Source organism: Corynebacterium sp. HMSC29G08 (assembly GCF_001806875.1).
Taxonomy (GTDB): domain Bacteria; phylum Actinomycetota; class Actinomycetes; order Mycobacteriales; family Mycobacteriaceae; genus Corynebacterium.
Genome location: NZ_KV786229.1, coordinates 1 through 16,904, shown reverse-complemented (window position 1 = coordinate 16,904; position 16,904 = coordinate 1). Strand labels below are relative to the sequence as shown.

At 58.1% G+C, this 16,904-nt stretch carries 19 protein-coding genes and 1 tRNA gene; 13 read left to right on the top strand and 7 right to left on the bottom strand.

Going from position 1 to position 16,904, the window contains the following annotated elements:
- Nucleotides 1-2,045 (bottom strand): TOTE conflict system archaeo-eukaryotic primase domain-containing protein (locus HMPREF3101_RS04005; RefSeq protein ID WP_070462833.1); only part of this gene is annotated, 2,045 nt, incomplete at its 3' end.
- Between the two features lie 135 nt (nucleotides 2,046-2,180).
- On the opposite strand from HMPREF3101_RS04005, the gene HMPREF3101_RS04000 reads away from it, so the two are divergent.
- From HMPREF3101_RS04000 to HMPREF3101_RS12400, 3 genes are all read left to right on the top strand, one after another.
- Nucleotides 2,181-2,666 (top strand): hypothetical protein, encoded by a 486-nt coding sequence (locus HMPREF3101_RS04000; protein WP_070462830.1) that lies wholly within the window; start codon nucleotides 2,181-2,183, stop codon nucleotides 2,664-2,666.
- Nucleotides 2,667-2,889: 223 nt separating this feature from the next.
- Nucleotides 2,890-3,321: a hypothetical protein gene (locus HMPREF3101_RS03995; protein WP_070462827.1), complete on the top strand. Its 432-nt coding sequence runs from the start codon at nucleotides 2,890-2,892 to the stop codon at nucleotides 3,319-3,321.
- Between the two features lie 130 nt (nucleotides 3,322-3,451).
- Complete coding sequence (locus HMPREF3101_RS12400) at nucleotides 3,452-4,255, top strand: excalibur calcium-binding domain-containing protein (RefSeq protein ID WP_070462824.1); 804 nt, start codon at nucleotides 3,452-3,454, stop codon at nucleotides 4,253-4,255.
- 125 nt (nucleotides 4,256-4,380) lie between these two features.
- Here HMPREF3101_RS12400 and HMPREF3101_RS03985 read toward each other — a convergent pair whose 3' ends face one another.
- From HMPREF3101_RS03985 to HMPREF3101_RS03970, 4 genes are read right to left on the bottom strand one after another with little or no spacing between them, the layout of a single operon-like run.
- Nucleotides 4,381-4,881 (bottom strand): hypothetical protein, encoded by a 501-nt coding sequence (locus HMPREF3101_RS03985; protein ID WP_070462821.1) that lies wholly within the window; start codon nucleotides 4,879-4,881, stop codon nucleotides 4,381-4,383.
- Between the two features lie 12 nt (nucleotides 4,882-4,893).
- Nucleotides 4,894-5,271, bottom strand: a complete 378-nt coding sequence (locus tag HMPREF3101_RS03980) for a hypothetical protein (protein WP_070462818.1) — start codon at nucleotides 5,269-5,271, stop codon at nucleotides 4,894-4,896.
- Nucleotides 5,272-5,279: 8 nt separating this feature from the next.
- Entirely contained in the window at nucleotides 5,280-5,771 is a 492-nt protein-coding gene (locus tag HMPREF3101_RS03975; RefSeq protein WP_070462815.1) for a hypothetical protein, read from the bottom strand.
- A 19-nt stretch (nucleotides 5,772-5,790) separates the two neighbouring features.
- Nucleotides 5,791-6,402, bottom strand: a complete 612-nt coding sequence (locus HMPREF3101_RS03970) for a hypothetical protein (RefSeq protein ID WP_070462812.1) — start codon at nucleotides 6,400-6,402, stop codon at nucleotides 5,791-5,793.
- A gap of 127 nt (nucleotides 6,403-6,529) precedes the next feature.
- Between HMPREF3101_RS03970 and HMPREF3101_RS03965 the strand changes: the two genes are divergently transcribed.
- The 6 genes from HMPREF3101_RS03965 (at nucleotide 6,530) to HMPREF3101_RS03940 (ending at nucleotide 10,869) form a co-directional block, all read left to right on the top strand.
- Nucleotides 6,530-6,605: transfer RNA gene (locus tag HMPREF3101_RS03965), tRNA-Asn, on the top strand.
- A 202-nt stretch (nucleotides 6,606-6,807) separates the two neighbouring features.
- The gene (locus HMPREF3101_RS03960) at nucleotides 6,808-8,202 is read left to right on the top strand and encodes an AAA family ATPase (RefSeq protein ID WP_070462809.1); all 1,395 of its coding nucleotides are present in this window, start codon (nucleotides 6,808-6,810) and stop codon (nucleotides 8,200-8,202) included.
- Nucleotides 8,192-8,887: an RloB family protein gene (locus HMPREF3101_RS03955; protein WP_070462806.1), complete on the top strand. Its 696-nt coding sequence runs from the start codon at nucleotides 8,192-8,194 to the stop codon at nucleotides 8,885-8,887. Before HMPREF3101_RS03960 ends, HMPREF3101_RS03955 begins: the two co-directional genes overlap by 11 nt.
- 44 nt (nucleotides 8,888-8,931) lie before the next feature.
- Nucleotides 8,932-9,141 (top strand): hypothetical protein, encoded by a 210-nt coding sequence (locus tag HMPREF3101_RS03950; protein ID WP_371327067.1) that lies wholly within the window; start codon nucleotides 8,932-8,934, stop codon nucleotides 9,139-9,141.
- Nucleotides 9,131-9,931, top strand: coding sequence for a serine hydrolase domain-containing protein (locus HMPREF3101_RS03945; RefSeq protein ID WP_070462803.1), 801 nt, complete (start codon nucleotides 9,131-9,133; stop codon nucleotides 9,929-9,931). The genes HMPREF3101_RS03950 and HMPREF3101_RS03945 overlap by 11 nt, the downstream gene beginning before the upstream one ends.
- A gap of 2 nt (nucleotides 9,932-9,933) precedes the next feature.
- Complete coding sequence (locus HMPREF3101_RS03940; RefSeq protein ID WP_070462802.1) at nucleotides 9,934-10,869, top strand: DMT family transporter; 936 nt, start codon at nucleotides 9,934-9,936, stop codon at nucleotides 10,867-10,869.
- 10 nt (nucleotides 10,870-10,879) lie between these two features.
- On the opposite strand, the gene HMPREF3101_RS03935 is transcribed toward HMPREF3101_RS03940, so the two are convergent.
- Nucleotides 10,880-12,436: a hypothetical protein gene (locus HMPREF3101_RS03935; protein ID WP_141737348.1), complete on the bottom strand. Its 1,557-nt coding sequence runs from the start codon at nucleotides 12,434-12,436 to the stop codon at nucleotides 10,880-10,882.
- A gap of 326 nt (nucleotides 12,437-12,762) precedes the next feature.
- Here HMPREF3101_RS03935 and HMPREF3101_RS03930 point away from each other — a divergent pair, with 326 nt between their 5' ends.
- The 3 genes from HMPREF3101_RS03930 (at nucleotide 12,763) to HMPREF3101_RS03920 (ending at nucleotide 15,807) form a co-directional block, all read left to right on the top strand.
- Complete coding sequence (locus HMPREF3101_RS03930; protein WP_141737347.1) at nucleotides 12,763-13,113, top strand: hypothetical protein; 351 nt, start codon at nucleotides 12,763-12,765, stop codon at nucleotides 13,111-13,113.
- Complete coding sequence (locus HMPREF3101_RS03925; RefSeq protein ID WP_070462798.1) at nucleotides 13,106-14,491, top strand: NAD-dependent succinate-semialdehyde dehydrogenase; 1,386 nt, start codon at nucleotides 13,106-13,108, stop codon at nucleotides 14,489-14,491. The genes HMPREF3101_RS03930 and HMPREF3101_RS03925 overlap by 8 nt, the downstream gene beginning before the upstream one ends.
- Before the next feature lie 386 nt (nucleotides 14,492-14,877).
- Nucleotides 14,878-15,807: an alpha/beta fold hydrolase gene (locus HMPREF3101_RS03920; RefSeq protein ID WP_168160156.1), complete on the top strand. Its 930-nt coding sequence runs from the start codon at nucleotides 14,878-14,880 to the stop codon at nucleotides 15,805-15,807.
- Here the strand turns inward: HMPREF3101_RS03920 and HMPREF3101_RS03915 are convergent.
- A complete protein-coding gene (locus tag HMPREF3101_RS03915) occupies nucleotides 15,794-16,015 on the bottom strand; it encodes an acyl carrier protein (RefSeq protein WP_070462795.1) in 222 nt (73 codons plus the stop codon). The genes HMPREF3101_RS03920 and HMPREF3101_RS03915 overlap by 14 nt on opposite strands.
- A 24-nt stretch (nucleotides 16,016-16,039) precedes the next feature.
- Here HMPREF3101_RS03915 and HMPREF3101_RS03910 point away from each other — a divergent pair.
- On the top strand, nucleotides 16,040-16,904 hold an 865-nt coding region (locus tag HMPREF3101_RS03910; protein ID WP_141737346.1), incomplete at its 3' end, for an alpha/beta fold hydrolase.

Sequence of the window (16,904 nt, the reverse complement as noted above, 5' to 3'; positions counted from 1 at the left end):
ACGACACTGCTACCAAATAGCCGGTCGCAACAGTCTTTCGCCTGCTGTGCGCCGTGGAGGGTGAAGACGGGGACTGGGAGATCCGGGTGATTGCGGGCGAGGAGCGTTTCGAGCGCGGTGATGTGCTCGCGGCGCTTGACCAAGACGAGGACGTTCATGCCGCTGGTGGCGGCGCGGGCGATGGTCTCGGCGATTAGGGCGTTGCGGGTTTGGTCGGCGGCAAGTGCGTTGTCGAGGTCGGGCCAGTAGAGGTGGGGCTCATCAAAGGTGAACTCGGTGGTCTGTACGACGTAGTGCTTCGGGCCGGGGCGCTCGATCTCCATGGTGTGGCGGATGGGGCCGCAGATAAGCGGCAGGAGTTCGTCGAGGCCGTCGGAGCGAAACGGGGTGGCGGTGAGCCCGGTGACGAAGCGGACGTTGAGGTCTGCGAGTACACGGGTGAGGCCGGCGGCGCCGACGCGGTGGCATTCGTCGATGATGATATAGCCATATTTGGCAAGGAACTGCGTGCGGGAGTCGGCGCGGCTGATTGATTGGGCGGTGATGATGTCTATGTCGCCGCTGAGTTTCTTCGACTTGCCGCCGAGCTGGCCAATCGTGGGTGTGGTTTCGTGGCTTTTGAGGAAAGTGGTCAGTGCGTCGCGCCACTGGGCGGCGAGCTCTACATTGGGCACAATGATGGCGGTAGGGACTTGGCGGTGTGCGATCATGGCGCAGGCCATGACCGTTTTGCCGGCGCCGGGTGGAGCGACGAGAACGCCGGTGCGGTGTTTGCGCATCTCGTCTATTGCCTTTTGCTGTGCGGGGTAGAGCTCGCCGGTGAACTTGGCTGGCATAGTTCGCGGCTTTGGGGTTTTGCTCCGGCGAGTAACGGTGTAGCCGACAGTTTTGAGGATGCTGATGGCGTCGTCGAGAGTGCCGCGATCGAGTGTGAGGGTGTTGTCGTGTTCGTCGAAACGAATGATCAGGCGGGGAGTCTGGTATGTGGACAGGCGCTGGGCCTGGCGGATGTAGAACTGCGGATTGGGGATCGCGCCGAGGTGGCGAAGTGCGTTGGCGGTGGTGGCGTCGACGCCCTTGAGGTTGATGTGGACGCGGGAATCGTGCGTTACTTGGACCTTGCCGGAGCGTTTGAGCGCTTTGAGTTCTGCCTTGGTCGGTGGTTGGGGCAGCTGGGTATCCGGATCCGGTTGGAGGGCTGCCGCGATTTCTTTGAGCTGGCGCTTGGAGGCTTTGGCTGTGTTGGCGAGGGCGGCGAACTGATCTTCGGCGGGCTCGAAGTCGTGGTTGACGAATACAGTGCGCTGCTCGGCGCGATGCTGACCGGCGAGCGGGAGCGCGATGAGGTTGCCGAATCCGCGGCGCTTGCCCGGCAGGGTATCCTGGGAGGGAAAGAATCGGTCAAAGCTGGCGAAGTACTGTTTCGGGCTGGCTTTGGCGAGGAGGCCGACACCTACGGTGCGAGCGAGGGAGGCGGGGACTGGCTCGTTGAAGAAAAGCCATACGTGGGCGCCAGTGCCGGAGCGGGAGATCTCGATGAGCGGGTCGAGGCCGAACTCGCGGCACGTGTCCGCGTAGGTGCGGGCGGCGGTGTGGAAGTCAGCATCGTCGAAATCGCACGCAAGGAGGAAGCAGGTATCGCCCTTGCACAGCGGATACAGGCCGACGTGGAGGGTGTTATCGCGGCGGAGGTGCTGCTCGAGGACTTGCGGGGTGAGGGGCTTGAGGTTCGGGTTATCCCGGTCGTAGCGGCCGTAGGAGGCCGGTGACCAGCCTTTCTTCTCGCCGTTTTGCCAAGCGGTTGCGTACACGTCCTCGCGGCCACGGAAGTAGTCGGCGAACAGGCGGAGTTTTGCGTCTGGGGAAGAGGCGTTGGAGACTGTGACGGTTTCGGTTTGGGTGATGCTGGGGTTGGGGATGGTTGATGTGGGTGCTGGTGGTGCTGGTGGTGCGAGGAGGGCCTCGAAGTCGTCGGTGCCAAGCAGCTTCGCGAGCGCGCGCTCTAGACGCTGCACGCGGGCCTCAAGATCGTGCACATCTGACATGGGCGCTCCACAGGGTAGGGGCTGGGGTTATACGAGGTCAGTGTAGTTGGGGTGGGCAGTTGGGGAGGTGGGCGGTGGCGTCGATAAGCAAACTGGCTCTGCGGGTGAGTGGCTGTGGGGCTGTAGGTTGTGGTTATGGGATCAGAGTTGGCGACGGTGCTGAGGCTGGAAGTAGATGGGATAGATTTCAGCGATGAAGAGCGTATTAGCGCTATCGAAGAGCGAATGCCTGAAGCGTCATTTGTTCTTCAGAACGGTGTAGTTATGGCTGAGGTCGACTTGGGGGCTGCAGCCGGGCGTCAATACGAACAAGCAATACGTGTCATTCGCCGCTTGAAGGATCAATGTGCTTTGGAAATCAAACGGGTTGAACCGCTACCGGTGGATATTGCCGATATAGCGCGGTTGGTTGGCGTGGAGCGTCGAGAAGCAAAGAAATGGAGCGAGAACGCGCAGGTCTCACTGACGTGGAGTGTTGGTGGTGGGGAGAATCCCCAGAAACCTTGGAACCTGTACTCCGTCAACGAGTGGTTGTCCGAGGAAAAGAAAATCAAACTCGGTCTTGAGCTGCCGTCTCCACAGTTGGTTCAGGAAATTGATGCGTATCTTGCTGGCTTGTGAAAGCTAAACGGAAGAAATGAGCTGGGCTCTTAGTGAAAAATGCTGATGTGCAGAGACTCGGTGAGTGGCTGTGGGGGGTGGGTTGAGATTTCCCGTACATGCGGTGTGAAGCTTCTGGGACTTGGTAGAGCACCCGGGTCTGGTGGGGCGAACCGTGGTTTACTGCACCCTAAGCACGGCAGGTGGGGCACTTCGGCCGAGACGCACGAGGAGGTAGTCCAACGTGAGCACACCAGCAAATACAGAGGATTGGGCTGACGAGTATCTCAAGATCAGCCTGTGGGAAGGATTCTGGGCCACGGCGGCGACGTTGTTTGGGTTCATGATCATTGTGCTGGACATCTTTGCAACCGATTACGCCCCACAGGCGTTTGTATGGCGGGTATTTGTAGGCATGCTGCTGTTTGGGCTGGCGTTCTTTCTGCCGGGGGTGTGGTGGTATTACGCGTCGTTTAAGGACAGAAAGACAGTTCGTGAATACCTGGAGACGTTGCACCGAAACGGGTATCACAATCCGTTGGTGGCGGCTGCAGATTACGAGGAGACCCAAGGAACGCGCGGTGTGGAACTGCCCAGTGTGATTAAGCCTTGGTGGATTTTTGTCGTCGCCGGTGCTTTCGCGGCGGGGATTATTTCCGGGTTGATCTTGCCTTAGTGGTGTGGGGTTTTGCGGGGTGCTTTGGGGTGTTGTGTGGGGTGCTTTGGGATGTGATTCGTGGTTAACTGATTCCTAGTTAGAGCTGGCGGAACCACCCCCGCCATGAGCGCTAGGAGGTAGCTGTAGCGTGACCGCTTTGCCTAACGTGGACGATTCGGTTGTGGGCCAAAAGCCGAAATCCTGGAAGAGAATTCTGGCGTGGGGCGGGTTCCTCTGGGGCTTCCTTAGCATCCTTGTTGGAGTGATTGATGGGGGATCTTTCGCAGAGACCGCGAGATTTATCCTGTTTGGTCTTGCGTTCTTTGCCCCCAGTGCATGGTGGATGTACTGCACGGGGAAGGATGAAAAGGCGTTTCGTCAATACCGGGAGACTCTGCAGACCAACGAAAACCTCGCACAGTTTCTCACTGAGGCAGACCGGCTGGTGCTGCAGGGGATGAGTGGTGTGCAGCCGCCTCGGAAAGTGAACCGTCATTGGCCGGTGGTGACTATTGGCAGCATCGTTGCACTCGTTGTTGGCACGGTGATCATGCCGCTGGAGGATGAGGATGGTGATTCTGCGCCGTCGAGTACTCCACCGACTACTGTGTCTTCCTCTGTCTCTGTGTCTTCCTCTGTTTCGCCAGCTGCGAGTACGTCTGCCACGTCCGTGACTACGTCGGCTGACGAGGAAGCTGCTGAGCGTGCGCGTGTGACTGAGGCGGAGCGCCTGGAGCAGGAGCGGATTCAGCGTGAACGTGCTGAACAGGAAGCAGTCCCGCAGCAGTTCGTTGCACCGGTGCAGGCGCCGCAGCAACCTTCCGCGTATTACAGGAACTGCAGGGCGGTTTGGGACGCCATCGGTGGGCCAATCTACGCGGGACAACCGGGCTACGACAGTCACCTGGACCGTGATGGTGACGGGGTTGGTTGTGAAAAGGACCCGCGATAAATAGAAATCCAGCCCACACTCTTGCCAGGCGGGCTGGATTCTTCTTTTGACTGCGTGCGTTTGCTTGGCTGCTATCAGCGGCTGGCCCTAGCGGACGGGGAGGAGACGCTGAGGTGCCCGCTCGTTTAATCTGCAGAGCGGGTGCCCTGTTGGTCTTCGAGAGTCACAAACCGTATTTCGGGGTGGACGGTTACTAGGGGGATTTCGGTGTCTCGCAAAGAAGCGTCGTTTACCGTCAAGCTTCGTACCACGGGGGAGACGAGGTCGTAACCCAGATCCGCGCACCAGTTGGCTAACGCTAACCCCTGAGCTTGCGTGATGCGTTCGTTGATGTGGTCGTCGAAAATGATCTTGAGGCACACCGTCGCACCGGCTGTCGTCATCCCATTGCCCACATCCAGGTCTGCAAACACGTTGACCCGGGACGGATCCTCCATCTCAAAAGCGAACAGGGAAAACAGAAAACGATGGGGTGGCAGGTCGCCGTCTTTGGTGATGGGTTTGATGTTTGAGCGGATCGTCGTAATGCCAGCTATTCGCGGAGCTAGGGACGTAATCTCTTTAACAACATCGGGTGTGACTTCAAACGTGGTGGGTGTGTCACCAGCCTGAGAGTGCTCATTCATGCGCAGTCCTTTTTATCTGGAGGGTTTTGACCCAAGAAGCGCCTTTGCGCGGTCCAGCTGGGAGTACTGAGCCTCCATCAGAGCGAACTGTGCCGCGGCATCGGGTGCGCGGAACTCCTGGACATAATGGACAATCTCTACTCCCAAGCCGTGCGCGTACGCGCGGATGAACGGCAGGTCAAAGTCCACCGGGTCCTGTTCAAACTGGGAAAGTTCCTCGGCAGAAACACCGATGTGGGTTGCGAAGTTCGCGGCATCGTCGAAACGCTCGAGGCGACGATCAATCAACGCCTGGAGCGCATGACGGTCATGCGCAATCTGTGCCTGGGCGAGTTTCACACCATCCGAATTTAGATCAATGCCAAAAAACTTAGCTAAGCCGTCAAACATGGAACACCTCACTTTCCGCTTTGTTGCGATTCTATCCAAGCGTCAAAATCACGCTGGGCATCCAACGCGATCTGGGTCTGCACATTTTTATCGTCTACGCCTTTGAGCTGCATTCGGATCTTCAGCAACAAGCGCGGGGCGCGGGCTGGCTCTGTGAAGTAGATGCGCAGCCAGAGCATGGTTCGGCCCTTCGCCTGTGGTGGATTATTTGCCCACTTCAGCTCAAGGATGTCTTGGGTTGCACGGATATGGGTGACGTCGAAACGGTGGCCGTCGCCAAAACTCAACTCACCAGAGGTTGCGCGGTTGAGCTTGTCAGTGAAACTTGCGTACGCGCGCTGCAGCACTGGAAGCGGGTATCCCTCGAGTGCGTTGGCATACTCGGCCTCGCTGTAGTGCTCGAGTGATTCCCATTCGAAGGCAGCCTTGGGACGCTTGCCAGTGCGATCAATGCAGCAAGAACGACAGCCGAGCGGGCGGGCTGCCTGGTGCTTGGTCATGGGGAGTTAAGGCGCCGAACTACCGGCAGCTGAGCACCTGGTCCGTAAACGCCCGCGGTGCGCCCTTACGTTGCATATCTGCAACGTCGTAGCACTTGAAACCGTTTACATCTCCCGCGGGTTCGATGCGTGCCCAGCGGCCGTTGACCTTGTGGAATGATTCGTTCCAGTCCGTCTGGTTGGCGCCAGCCTTGGCACACTGTCCGTCGCAGTAGTGCACCGTTGTGCCGGTGAAGTTCGGCCAGCCGGGGACCAGGGCGTCGAAGTTGGCAGGGGAGCAGTCATTCGGCGTCGCGGAAGCGTGCGGCCGAGGCGTAATACCCGGGACGTTAATCGTCGGCCACTTGGACATGTCCAGGCCAGGGATCTTGATCAAGCCGACCTGCACGCCAAGGGCTACACCTGCGCTAACAAGTGCGAGGACGCCGATGGTAATGCCGGCGATCTCACCTGCGCTCAGGTCAGAATCCGAGGACCCGCTAGAAGAGCTGTCGGTTTCGGTGCCGGTATCGGTCTGGCTGTCCGTACCGTTTTCGGTATCCGCTGGCGTATCGGCCACCGCCGGAGCAACTGTCACGGGCGCAAGCGTAAGTGTTGCGGCTGCGGTGAGTGCTAACAATGGTTTTTTCATGCTTCTACAATAACGCCAATTAGCGCCCATTAGCGCCAATTAGTGCCAATGACCTCGCGATTTTGCGTTTTGTACATACGGCGCTAATCTTATGACTCGTTGCTTGAGAGCAACAAAAACAAAATATTCCTCCATAGCTCAGTTGGCAGAGCATTCGACTGTTAATCGAAGGGTCACTGGTTCGAGCCCAGTTGGAGGAGCCACCACCCCGGTCCCCGCAAGGACCGGGGTTTTTCGTTTTGGGGGATGGCAGGGGGACGCCATATGGGATCTAACGTCACCGGTTCTCGCTGTCAGCGCGTGAGGGGTGCATTGAACCGCAGCTCTGACCTTAAAGTGCGGAGGATTCGGAGTTTAAGTTGGGTTTATCGCGCAAATCGTTCAATAGCCCATTATGGTTAAGGCGTGTCCGTTAACTTGCTCAGTTTCAGCGTCGGCAACTTCAAAAGCGTCCGGGAGATTCAAACGCTCGAGTTTGCCGATGGGCCGTTGGATTCCAAGCAGCCGAGGCCCGTGCCGGTCTCTGTCCTACTCGGAGCCAATGCGTCTGGCAAAAGTAACCTTCTGGAAGCCATGGTGTTCGCGTTGCGGGCAATGAAACTTTCGGCTACGGCTTGGCTTGATGAGGATCATTACGAATACGATTCCACCATCCCAACCCCGTTCTCCTTGGACCAGGATTCTCCAGGTAAGCCGAGCTTTTTCGAATTCGACTTCGTTGCCAAAGGCAGGCGATACCTTTACGGCTTTACATTTGGCCGCTCAGGGGTTGTTGAAGAGTGGATGTCCTATGTCCCCTCGGTTCGCTGGACCCCTGTGTTTAACCGGACTGCACAGCCGGAAGTCGAATGGGAGTGGAACTCTTCCGCAGTTTCTAGAACTCTCCAGCGTGAGATAGAGCGCGCATGCGTGCGCGAACTTGGGGTCTCTCACGCGCTCAGAGGCAAACTCGGTCTGATCTATGAATCGGTATCGGCTCTCTTGGATGGAGTGAATTATCTTCCGCTCGGGGATAGTCAGAAAGATCAACGCTTGAGCCAACTAGCGCGTGCGATGCGTAAAGGGCAACTGAAGCTTTCTGAAGTCACTCGGATGATGCAGGCCGCTGATACAGGAATCGTTGACGTCAGCATTGATGAGGAGAACCTCTCGCCGTCCTTGGCCGAGTTGGCAAAGATTCTTACTCAAAGACTGGAAGACGTGAGTAAGAATGAAAAGGGAAGCCTGAAAGGCTTCCACATGGCTCACGAGCCTGGCGCGTACATTGACGTTTCTGACGCCGAGCTAAAAGCAATCGCTTACCAGCTCATGTTCACTCACCGGGGAGACAACTCGAACCACACGCTGAAGATGGCAGCACAGTCAGATGGCACTTTGACTTGGTTATCTGTTGCTCCGATCATCGTTGATGCTCTGAGGAACGGCCATGTGGTGATTGCGGATGAACTTGATTCGAGCTTGCATGTTCAGCTGCTAGAGCTGGTGGTAAAGGCCTTTACTGATGAAACTATCAACGTAAACGGTGCTCAGCTCATTTTCTCCTCCCATGACACGAACCTTCTTGAGCATATGAGTGCGTTGGGTTTGGACACGAACGCATTTTGGTTTGTAGAGAAATTGCAGAGCGGTGCATCCGAGGTGTTCCCATTATCTGGTTTTGAAAAGCGGAAGGACGCGAATTACGAGCGTCGTTATCTGGATGGCAGGTATGGTGCACTTCCTCGTGTGTCGCCTGCACTGATTCGAGGTTTAGTACTTGAGGCTGTGGGCGCAGAGCCGGAGGTAGCTGATGGCTCCTAAGCGCAAATACCCGGCGCGTGGATATCGACCGAAGAAAAGCCGCACCCGAGTTGAACGGAAAACAAAATTCCTGATTGTTACCGAGGGTGTGCTGACGGAACCTCAGTACTTTGAACGGCTGCGCCCCATCGTTGAGCAGCGTTATGGGGTTCAGCTGGTTTCAATGCCCAGAACCGACAAGGGAAACGCCCGCGGAGGTAACTGGAAGTCAGATCCGTTTCATGTGGTGAAGAAGTGCGTGGAGAAGCGGAATGAAGAAGAAACACGCTCACGTAAAAGCAAAGGTGACATACCAGAATTCACGCGATGCTTCGCTGTGGTTGATGTTGACGGCCGTGATGTTGGAAAATCACCGACTGTTTTACAGCAGGCTATTGCGCTCGCAGCTGATGAAGGTATCAGTTTGATCGTGAGTAACCATAAATTCGAAGTTTGGTTGATCTGGCATCATGATAAAGCATCACCGAGCAGTGCTGCGGAGAGGCTGACCCCTCAAGCCACGGAGCTGGGGTTCGTGGAAGGCAAGAACATCTCCACCGAGTTTCCAATTGAGAATTTTTTGGATGCATGTCAGCGAGCAAAGAAAGCTGCGCTAGTTTCGCCTGGAAGCGTCGGCCCTAACCCATCGACTGCTATGCCGAGCTTGTTTGATGCGATTATGCAAGCGCAGAAAAACGCGAACTGATTGCTACTCAGAGCTCAGTGGACCCCATCAGTACACTGGCCTGCGTGAATCAACGTCGTGACCTCATGTGGCAAACACTGATTGGGTTCGTCGGGTTCTTCGCGCTGCTTGCGCTGATCCAGGCAGTGATCAACCTGTTTTCCCCGAACCCCGCGATCTGGCCCGGCCTGCTCGCGGGTGCGTTTGTGTTGGCCACGTGGTGGTTGGTGCGTCGTTGGCAGGATGCGAGACGAGGAGGCAACAATGCTGAATAAACTTCTTGGAAACTGGCCAGTAGACAACGTCTCTGCTGCGCTTGTGCTTGCTAACGGCCACGTGGAGACCTTCGGCGACCAACACCGCACCTACCCGCTGGCCAGCGTCACCAAGCTTTTGGCCGCATACGGGTTCCTGATGGCCGTTGAGGAAGAGGCCTTCTACCTAGACAGCCCCTGCGGTCCGGAAGGCTCCACCGTCCGCCACCTGCTGGCGCATGCCTCCGGCGTTGGCTTTGACACGCGTGAGCCGCAGAAGCCGGTTGGTGAGCGCCGTATTTACTCCTCCGCCGGCTTCGAGATCCTCGCGGACTACGTGGATAAAACCACCGGCATCCCGTTTGCTGAATACCTGCACGAAGGCGTCTTTGCGCCGCTGGGGATGACGGACGCTGTGTTGGAGGGCAGTGCTGGGCATGGGGCGGTGGCGTCGGCAAGCAGCTTGGCCCTGTTTGCCCAAGAGTTGCTGAACCCGCAGCTGCTCAGCCCTGAAACCCTGCGCGAGGCAACCACCAACCAGTTTGGGGATCTGCGTGGCGTGGTGCCGGGCTACGGCATGCAGAAGCCGTGCCCGTGGGGCCTCGGATTTGAGCTGAAGGGGGAGAAGGCCCCGCACTGGACTGGTGATGGCATGCCGCCGACCACCTTCGGCCACTTCGGCATGAGCGGCACCTACCTGTGGGTGGCAGACGACTACGCCATGGTTGCACTGACAGATCGCGAGTTTGGCGACTGGGCGAAACCCCTCTGGCAGGAGACCAACACCGCGATCTGGCGCGAGCTGCACTAGCCATGGGATACCTGTTTCTTGCGCTGCTGGTTGGCGCGCTCATTCCCATTCAGACCGCAGCGAACGCGCGCCTGCGCCTGGCCGTAAACAACCGCCCGATAGTCTCCGCGCTGATTTCCTTTACGGTGGCACTCACACTCGCGGCGGTGGCCACACTGGTCCTGCAGGGTCACGTTGTGCCCCATTTCTTATCGACGCCCCCACCGTGGGCCTACCTCTCCGGCCTCTTCGGGGCCACGTTTGTCATTGGCAACATTTTGCTGTTTCCCAAACTCGGTGCAGTCCAAACCGTGGTGCTGCCAATCCTGGGGCAGGTGGTGATGGGGCTGGTCATCGACCACTTTGGGTTTTTCCGTGGCCGCCAGGTGGACGTGTCTGTGTGGCGGCTTTGCGGCGCGCTTGTTGTGCTTCTGGGTATTGCTGTGGTGTTGCGGGTGCTTCCGTTGCGACGCGGCACTGCACCGGCGGCCATCAGCGAGGACCCGGATCTTGGCGCCAGCGTGTGGTTGTACCGATTGCTCGGTGTAGCCATCGGCGTGGGCAGCGCAATGCAAGCCGCCATCAATGGCTACGTGGGCACACTTGCGGGCTCGCCCCTGTTTGCCAGTGAGATCAACCTGCTGGTGGGCGCGGTCATCCTCCTGATCGCCGTGTTGTTCACCAGCCCGCGCCAACTTGTCACGCCACTGAAACCGGCACCGTGGTGGATGTGGCTCGGCGGTGTTGTCGGCGCGATCTTTGTCATCGGCGGAGCGGGCCTGGCACCCATCCTGGGAACGGCGACGACGGTCATCGCCTTCAACGCAGGCACCATCGCCAGCGGGCAGTTGATGGAGTCCGTCGGCGCTTTCGGGGCGCGCCGGGTGCCCATGGACGGCGTGCGACTTGTCGGCCTCGCAGTGATCTTCGCCGGCGTGCTGATGGTGCGGATGCTCTAGCGATGCGGACCTAACGTGCTTTGTTTGCTTCGATATCTTCTTTGAGATCTTCAAAATCTTTTTCAAGATTCTGTTGCATTTTCTCGACTTTTTGCAGAGTTTCTCGGAACGAAATGCGGCTTCCGAAGTCGGGGCCCCTAAAGAGAGACTTCAACTTCTCTTTGACGGGTTTCTTCTTCGTTTGAGGCTCGGGGGAGGAAGGCTGCTGGTCATTCTGTGGTTTTTCCACTTCTGCTTCCTTCTCTGGTGTCGGTTTGTTTTTCAGGCCTATGAGTTTCAGGACGTACACAAGGATGAGCAATCCGAGCCCGAGGAGCATTTCCTTCACAGAGAGTCGGCCCTTGCGTCGAGGTCCTTCTGAATGCTTCTTCTGTTCTGCAGGCTCAGGGGAAGTCTGTGCAGTACCTTTGGTTTCCTGCATTTCCGGTTCCTTTTTTATTGTCAGCTTCGCCTTCAAATCTTTGACTTGTAGATCGTGCACAAGAAGGCGAAGGTATATCGCAATGAATACAACTGTCAGCGGGATCAGCCCCAAAAGCGCAACTACTAGGAGATATGCTAGAGCGTAGATGACGAGAAAGAGGATCAAAATTCGAGAATCCTTTCCTTTTCGAGAGGATTCACGAGAAACAATGCGGCGCTTGTAAAAAAACATCGCGGCCTCGCTGAAGCCAAAAAACGCAGCAAAGACGACCCAGAGGAGAATTGGCTTATTCTCAGAACCTGGCAGAAGCAGCCAATATCCGAAAAGATAATTCGGGGTCTTGTTGCTAGCGCGTTCCACCAAACACAACACGATAAGCACCGTTAGACCACAGGTGATGATCGCGGTGACAATTAGGACGATCCACTCCAGCACTCTTGGGGGAAGTAGCCTGCACCGGGTATATCGGGGGTGGTCCAGCGTCTCGGTAACCTTGGCCTGTTTGTATATCGCGATGACCTCGTGTGTCCAGTTCAGTTGGGACGAGAGAAAAACAAGTTTGCGATCCCGTTGCCGTAGCGTGAATGCCAGGCTGCTTCGAGCGGCATCAGCAAGACCTATGACAAAAGCAGTGATTAGGATGAGCAGAACGATGTTTGGGGTGAGCAGTGGGGAAAACAGCAGCCGCAACGGCATTTCCTCTAGATTGAGGGAAACATTGGCTTGAGCAGATGGGTGGCTGCTGCATTCTGGTGAGAGTTTCGCCCCCAGGACTCTGAGGTACTCCCATACAAAGTTGGCGTACGCGCCCACTAAAACAGCGAGCGCGCAAAGTGTTTGGATGAACTCTCCCTCAGCCTTTCTAAATCGTTCGAAATGATCAATCTCGATTGCGTAGTACAGTGCAACAACCGCAATCAGGCCCGTAAGCAGTGCCCCAAGAGAGATTGGATTATTGGTTCCAAGGTCGCGGCACAATTCGGCAGGGCGATCAAGGTAAACGAGAAGTGTAAAGATCCCGAATAGTATGACACCTACGCTCAGGAAGGAAAGGAACGCAAGCGATGCCCCTAGAAAATCGTTGCGTATTTGCTTTGTCGCCGAATCTTTTCGCTCAGTCGCTGTTTCCACCCTTGCTGACAAACCGACCCTCCTATAGGTATTGAAAAGATAATAGAACAATGAACGTATTGTCAGGAATAGGTTTAAAAATGGATCTCTAAGAGAGAGTTGGGGGGGGGCTCTAGCTGAGGTTGAGGTTGAATAAACGGGGGCGTCAAGTTGTGGTTGAGGGTTGCTGGCGGGACGTGAGTGACGCAAGATCTCCAACGAGAAGCAACCCGCTTGTAGAGGCCGTTGGGGAAGACGAACCTCTCGTCTCGCGCTAAAAGCACGCACCACGACCGTGCGGAAGTGCGCACCGGAAACTGGTGCGTTGGCGCGCATAGAAACATGAAAGGTCCCCAGCCATGACAACCACTATGTTTGCACCCTTCGAGACGGCCACTTGTGAAACTCGCTCATCGCGACCGGAGATGGATAGCCCTGTGCTGGAGTGCGTGTTTGAGGTGGAGGGGATGGGGAGGGGGCAGCGTTGGAGCGTCGAGAAGCAAATGCTCCTGTTGCCTGAGGGGGAGCCAGGCGAGGTGTGGTTCACGCGCTGGCGACGCGCGCCCGACGGGACCTACTCCTGCCGCGAGCGCATCGTGGGAACCGCCGAGGAAATCGAGGTGTTTGCCGCGGGCCTTGAGGCGTTGGCGGAGCGCGGGAACTTCGTAGCGAGAGTGACGCAGCGCACGTACGCTTGGGCGTATGTCTAAGCAATATCGAGTACAAAATCCCGCAACCAACAAGGTCGAGGAGACCTTCGACTACATTACCGGTGCCGAACTGGATCAGGTGGTGGACACCGCAGTTCGTGCTTTCGAGCAGTGGCGTGAGGTGTCGTACGCAGACCGGGCGCCGCTGTTGAAGAAGGCGGCGGCGCTGTTTGATGAGCGCAGGGGTGAGCTGGCGGAGATCATTGCAACGGAGATGGGCAAGTCCGTCAAGGAAGGCGACGGCGAGATTAACGACGTTGTGGAGATCTTCAACTACTACGCCGACCATGGCGCCGAGTTCGGCGCGGACCAGGAAATCCCCACAGACAAGGGCGGTACCGCCGTTTTGCGCAAGCTTCCACTCGGCGTGATCCTGGGCATCATGCCATGGAACTTCCCGTATTACCAGGTGGCGCGGTTTGCGGCACCAGCGATCATGGCTGGCAACGTGGTCATTGTGAAACATGCCGAGATCTGCCCGCGCTCCGGCCAGATCATCCAGGACATCCTGGAGGAAGCCGGCCTGCCCAAGGGCGTGTTTACCAACGTGTACGCAAACCACGACCAGGTGGCGGACCTGATTGCAGGCGAGCACATCGCGGGCGTTTCCCTGACTGGCTCTGAGCGTGCCGGGCGCATCATCGGCGCGCAAGCCGGCGAGCACCTGAAGAAATGCGTGCTCGAGCTCGGTGGCACGGACGCATATGTGGTGCTGGACGCCGCGGACCCAGCAGAAGCTGCGCTGACGGCGTGGAAGAAGCGTATCTCCAACGTTGGCCAGGCCTGCACCTCCAACAAGCGCATGATCGTGATGGACGATATTTATGACGATTTCGTGGCGGAGCTGGTGCGTTTGGCCGGCGAGTACGTCAAGGGTGACCCGCTGAACCCGGGTGCAGCGGGGAAGCGTGAGTACTATCCGCTTTCATCTCGCGAAGCAGCCGAGACGCTTGTTGATCAGGTTGGCAAGGCCGTCGACGCCGGCGCAACGTTGCACGTCGGCGGCACTATCGATGGCGAAGGCGCCTACTTCGCGCCGGCCGTTATCACAGACATCCCGGTCGGCTCTGGTATCTACTACGAGGAATTCTTCGGCCCTGTTGCTGCCGTGTACAAGGTCTCCTCTGAGGAAGAGGCCATCGAGGTAGCGAACAACTCCAACTACGGCCTTGGTGGTGCCGTGATGTCCCAGGACGAGGAGCGTGCGAAGAAGGTTGCCGCCAAGATTGACACCGGCATGATCCACGTCAACATCCCGCAGGCCCGCGGCGCTGAGCTGCCGTTCGGCGGCGTGAAGGCGTCTGGCCTTGGCCGCGAGCTCGGCCCGGTGGGTATGGACGAGTTTGTGAACCTGCAGCGCTTCTTCGTAGCGGACTAGCGGGCTTGCTGCCAGGCGTTTTGCTGGGCGTTTTGGCTGCCAGGCGTTTTGCCAGGCGTTTTGCCGGGCGTTTTGCTGGGCGTTTTGCTGGGCGGGGGTAGGGTAGCTTTACCCCCTATTGCCCATAGGGAAGGTTAGGCTAAGCTAACTCTTGGAAGCGGAGTTGGTAGCCCACTTCCAAGCGGAATCAGATTCTCCGTTTCAACTGATTCGGCGGTTAATAAAACAGCGGGAATCCCGCGGTCACCTCCTTCCCTGGTGGCCGCGGGATTTTTCGTTGGCTGCAGGGAAGCGGATGGCGGCATCGCTAAACATCGGATAGCAAACATCGGATAGGGTCCGGTTCGCCGTTTTTCGGGCCTTATCCGATGTTTGCTATCCGATGTTTGAGGTTGTCGCGCGGCCAGCCGGCCAACGACCAGCCAGCGAACGAGCGGCAGGCCAATGAGCGGCCGGAGCAAGAGAAGCAGTATGGAAAGCTAGCTGCCATGGACACTGGCATGAACACTGGCATGGAGACGCATCGCACTCCACACGGGGAGATCCGCTACTGGGTATCGCGCACCGCAGGAAAAGACCGCCCCTGGCTGGTGTTTCTGCCCGGCATGCTCACCGATCACCGGCTCTTTGGTGCGCAACTCACCCACTTCGCTGGCAAGGCCAACACGTTTGTATGGGATGCTCCGGCGCATGGGATGTCGCGACCCTACGAACTCAGCGCGATCAGCGTTGACCGCATCGCGCGCGAGCTCATCGCAATCCTGTCCACAGAGGGCATTACGCGCCCGGTGCTGGTTGGCCAATCCTTCGGCGGTGTTGTAGCCCAGCGCGTCATGCAGTGTGAACCGGCGCTCGCCAGTGGATTCATCGGCATCGGCACCATGCCGCTGACCCGCGAATACTGGAATCCGCTGCTCATCGCGGGCCTCAAGCACGTCGGCCCGCTGCTCCACCTCCGCACCTGGGACAAGATTCTTGATCACGCCCCACGCGAAACCTCCCACACCGCCAAAGCCCAAGGGCTCACCCGCACGATGCTCAAGGAATACACGAAGAGCGAATACGTGGCGCTTGCGGATGTGACGTTTAAGGCGGTGGCGAGGGGCGTCGGTAAGCAAAAGCCCTGGCAGCTACCGTGTCCGACAGCACTGGTGGTCGGGGAGTACGACCGGACTGGCGGGATTGGGGAGATGGGCAAGCGCTGGGCGGCGGACGAGGGGCTGGCGCTGCACGTGATCCCGGAGGCCGCGCACAACACTAACGCCGACAATCCGGCGGCCGTCAACGCGATCATCGACCAGTTTATCCAGCGCTAGCGTGCTGCTCGATGTAGCCGGCCAAGTCTTCGAGCGTCTCGCACTGCGCGTAGGCCTCTTCGGTGATGCGCACGCCAAAGCGGTCTTCAATGCGCACGGCCAGCTCGATCATGTCAAGGGATGTCAGCTCCGTGTCGCCTAGCGCGGCGGCGGGGTCCGGGGTGATGTCGAAGTGGTCCTGAATAAGCAGCGAAAGCTCTGAAAGCATGCCTTACATAATAGGGTGGGTGCCATGTTAAACCCCGACAGAACAGGTGTGGTTGGCCGCGTGCGCTTCTACGACATCGGGCCTGATGCGGGTCCGACGATCCTGTACGTCCACGGGTTTAACATCGCCTCCGAAGCGTTTGCGCTGGTAGTAGACCGCCTGCGGCCACTTGGCGTGCGGCAGGTGCTGGTTGACCTTCGCGGGCATGGCGCTTCCGGTCCGTGCCCGCCGGAGCTTTTGAACATTGACGACGCCGCCGATGACCTCATCAACGTCCTCACCCACGTGGCAGTGAGGGGGCCGGTGATTGTGGTGGGGCATTCGTTGGGCGGGCCGGTGTCCTTGTCGCTGATGCGCAGACATCCGGACGCCTTTCAGTGGGCGGGTAGCGTGCAGATTTCCTCGGCTGTGGAGCCGTTTACCGTCCACGGCCTGCCGCAGATGCTGGCTGGTCCTTTGGGGCGGTTGTTGGAGCTGGTGGTGCGCTTTATCCCGCACTTTGCCGAAGGCATGCGCCGCGGGATTACGCGCACGATCGCGCCGGTGCTGGCAATGGGGTTCTACTTCAGGCCGGTGCCGCTAAGCGTGATTCGTCTTCACGCAGACATGATTCAAGACACCCCGCTGAGCACCTACCGCGGCTTCTTCGACGATCTGCTGACGCACTCCGAAGTCGGCGCGGCTGACGTATTGGATGGGATGCCGGGCTACATCCTGGTGGGGGATAGGGACCACGTAACACCCGTGTCGCAATCCTTTCGGCTGGCGGCGATGTGGCCATCCGCGTACCTGCAGGTGCTTCCCGGGTCCGGGCATATGCCGCCGCTCGATGCGCCCGGCGCTGTGGCCGCGGCGATTGTTCAGACCACCGATTTAGTAACGCCATGGT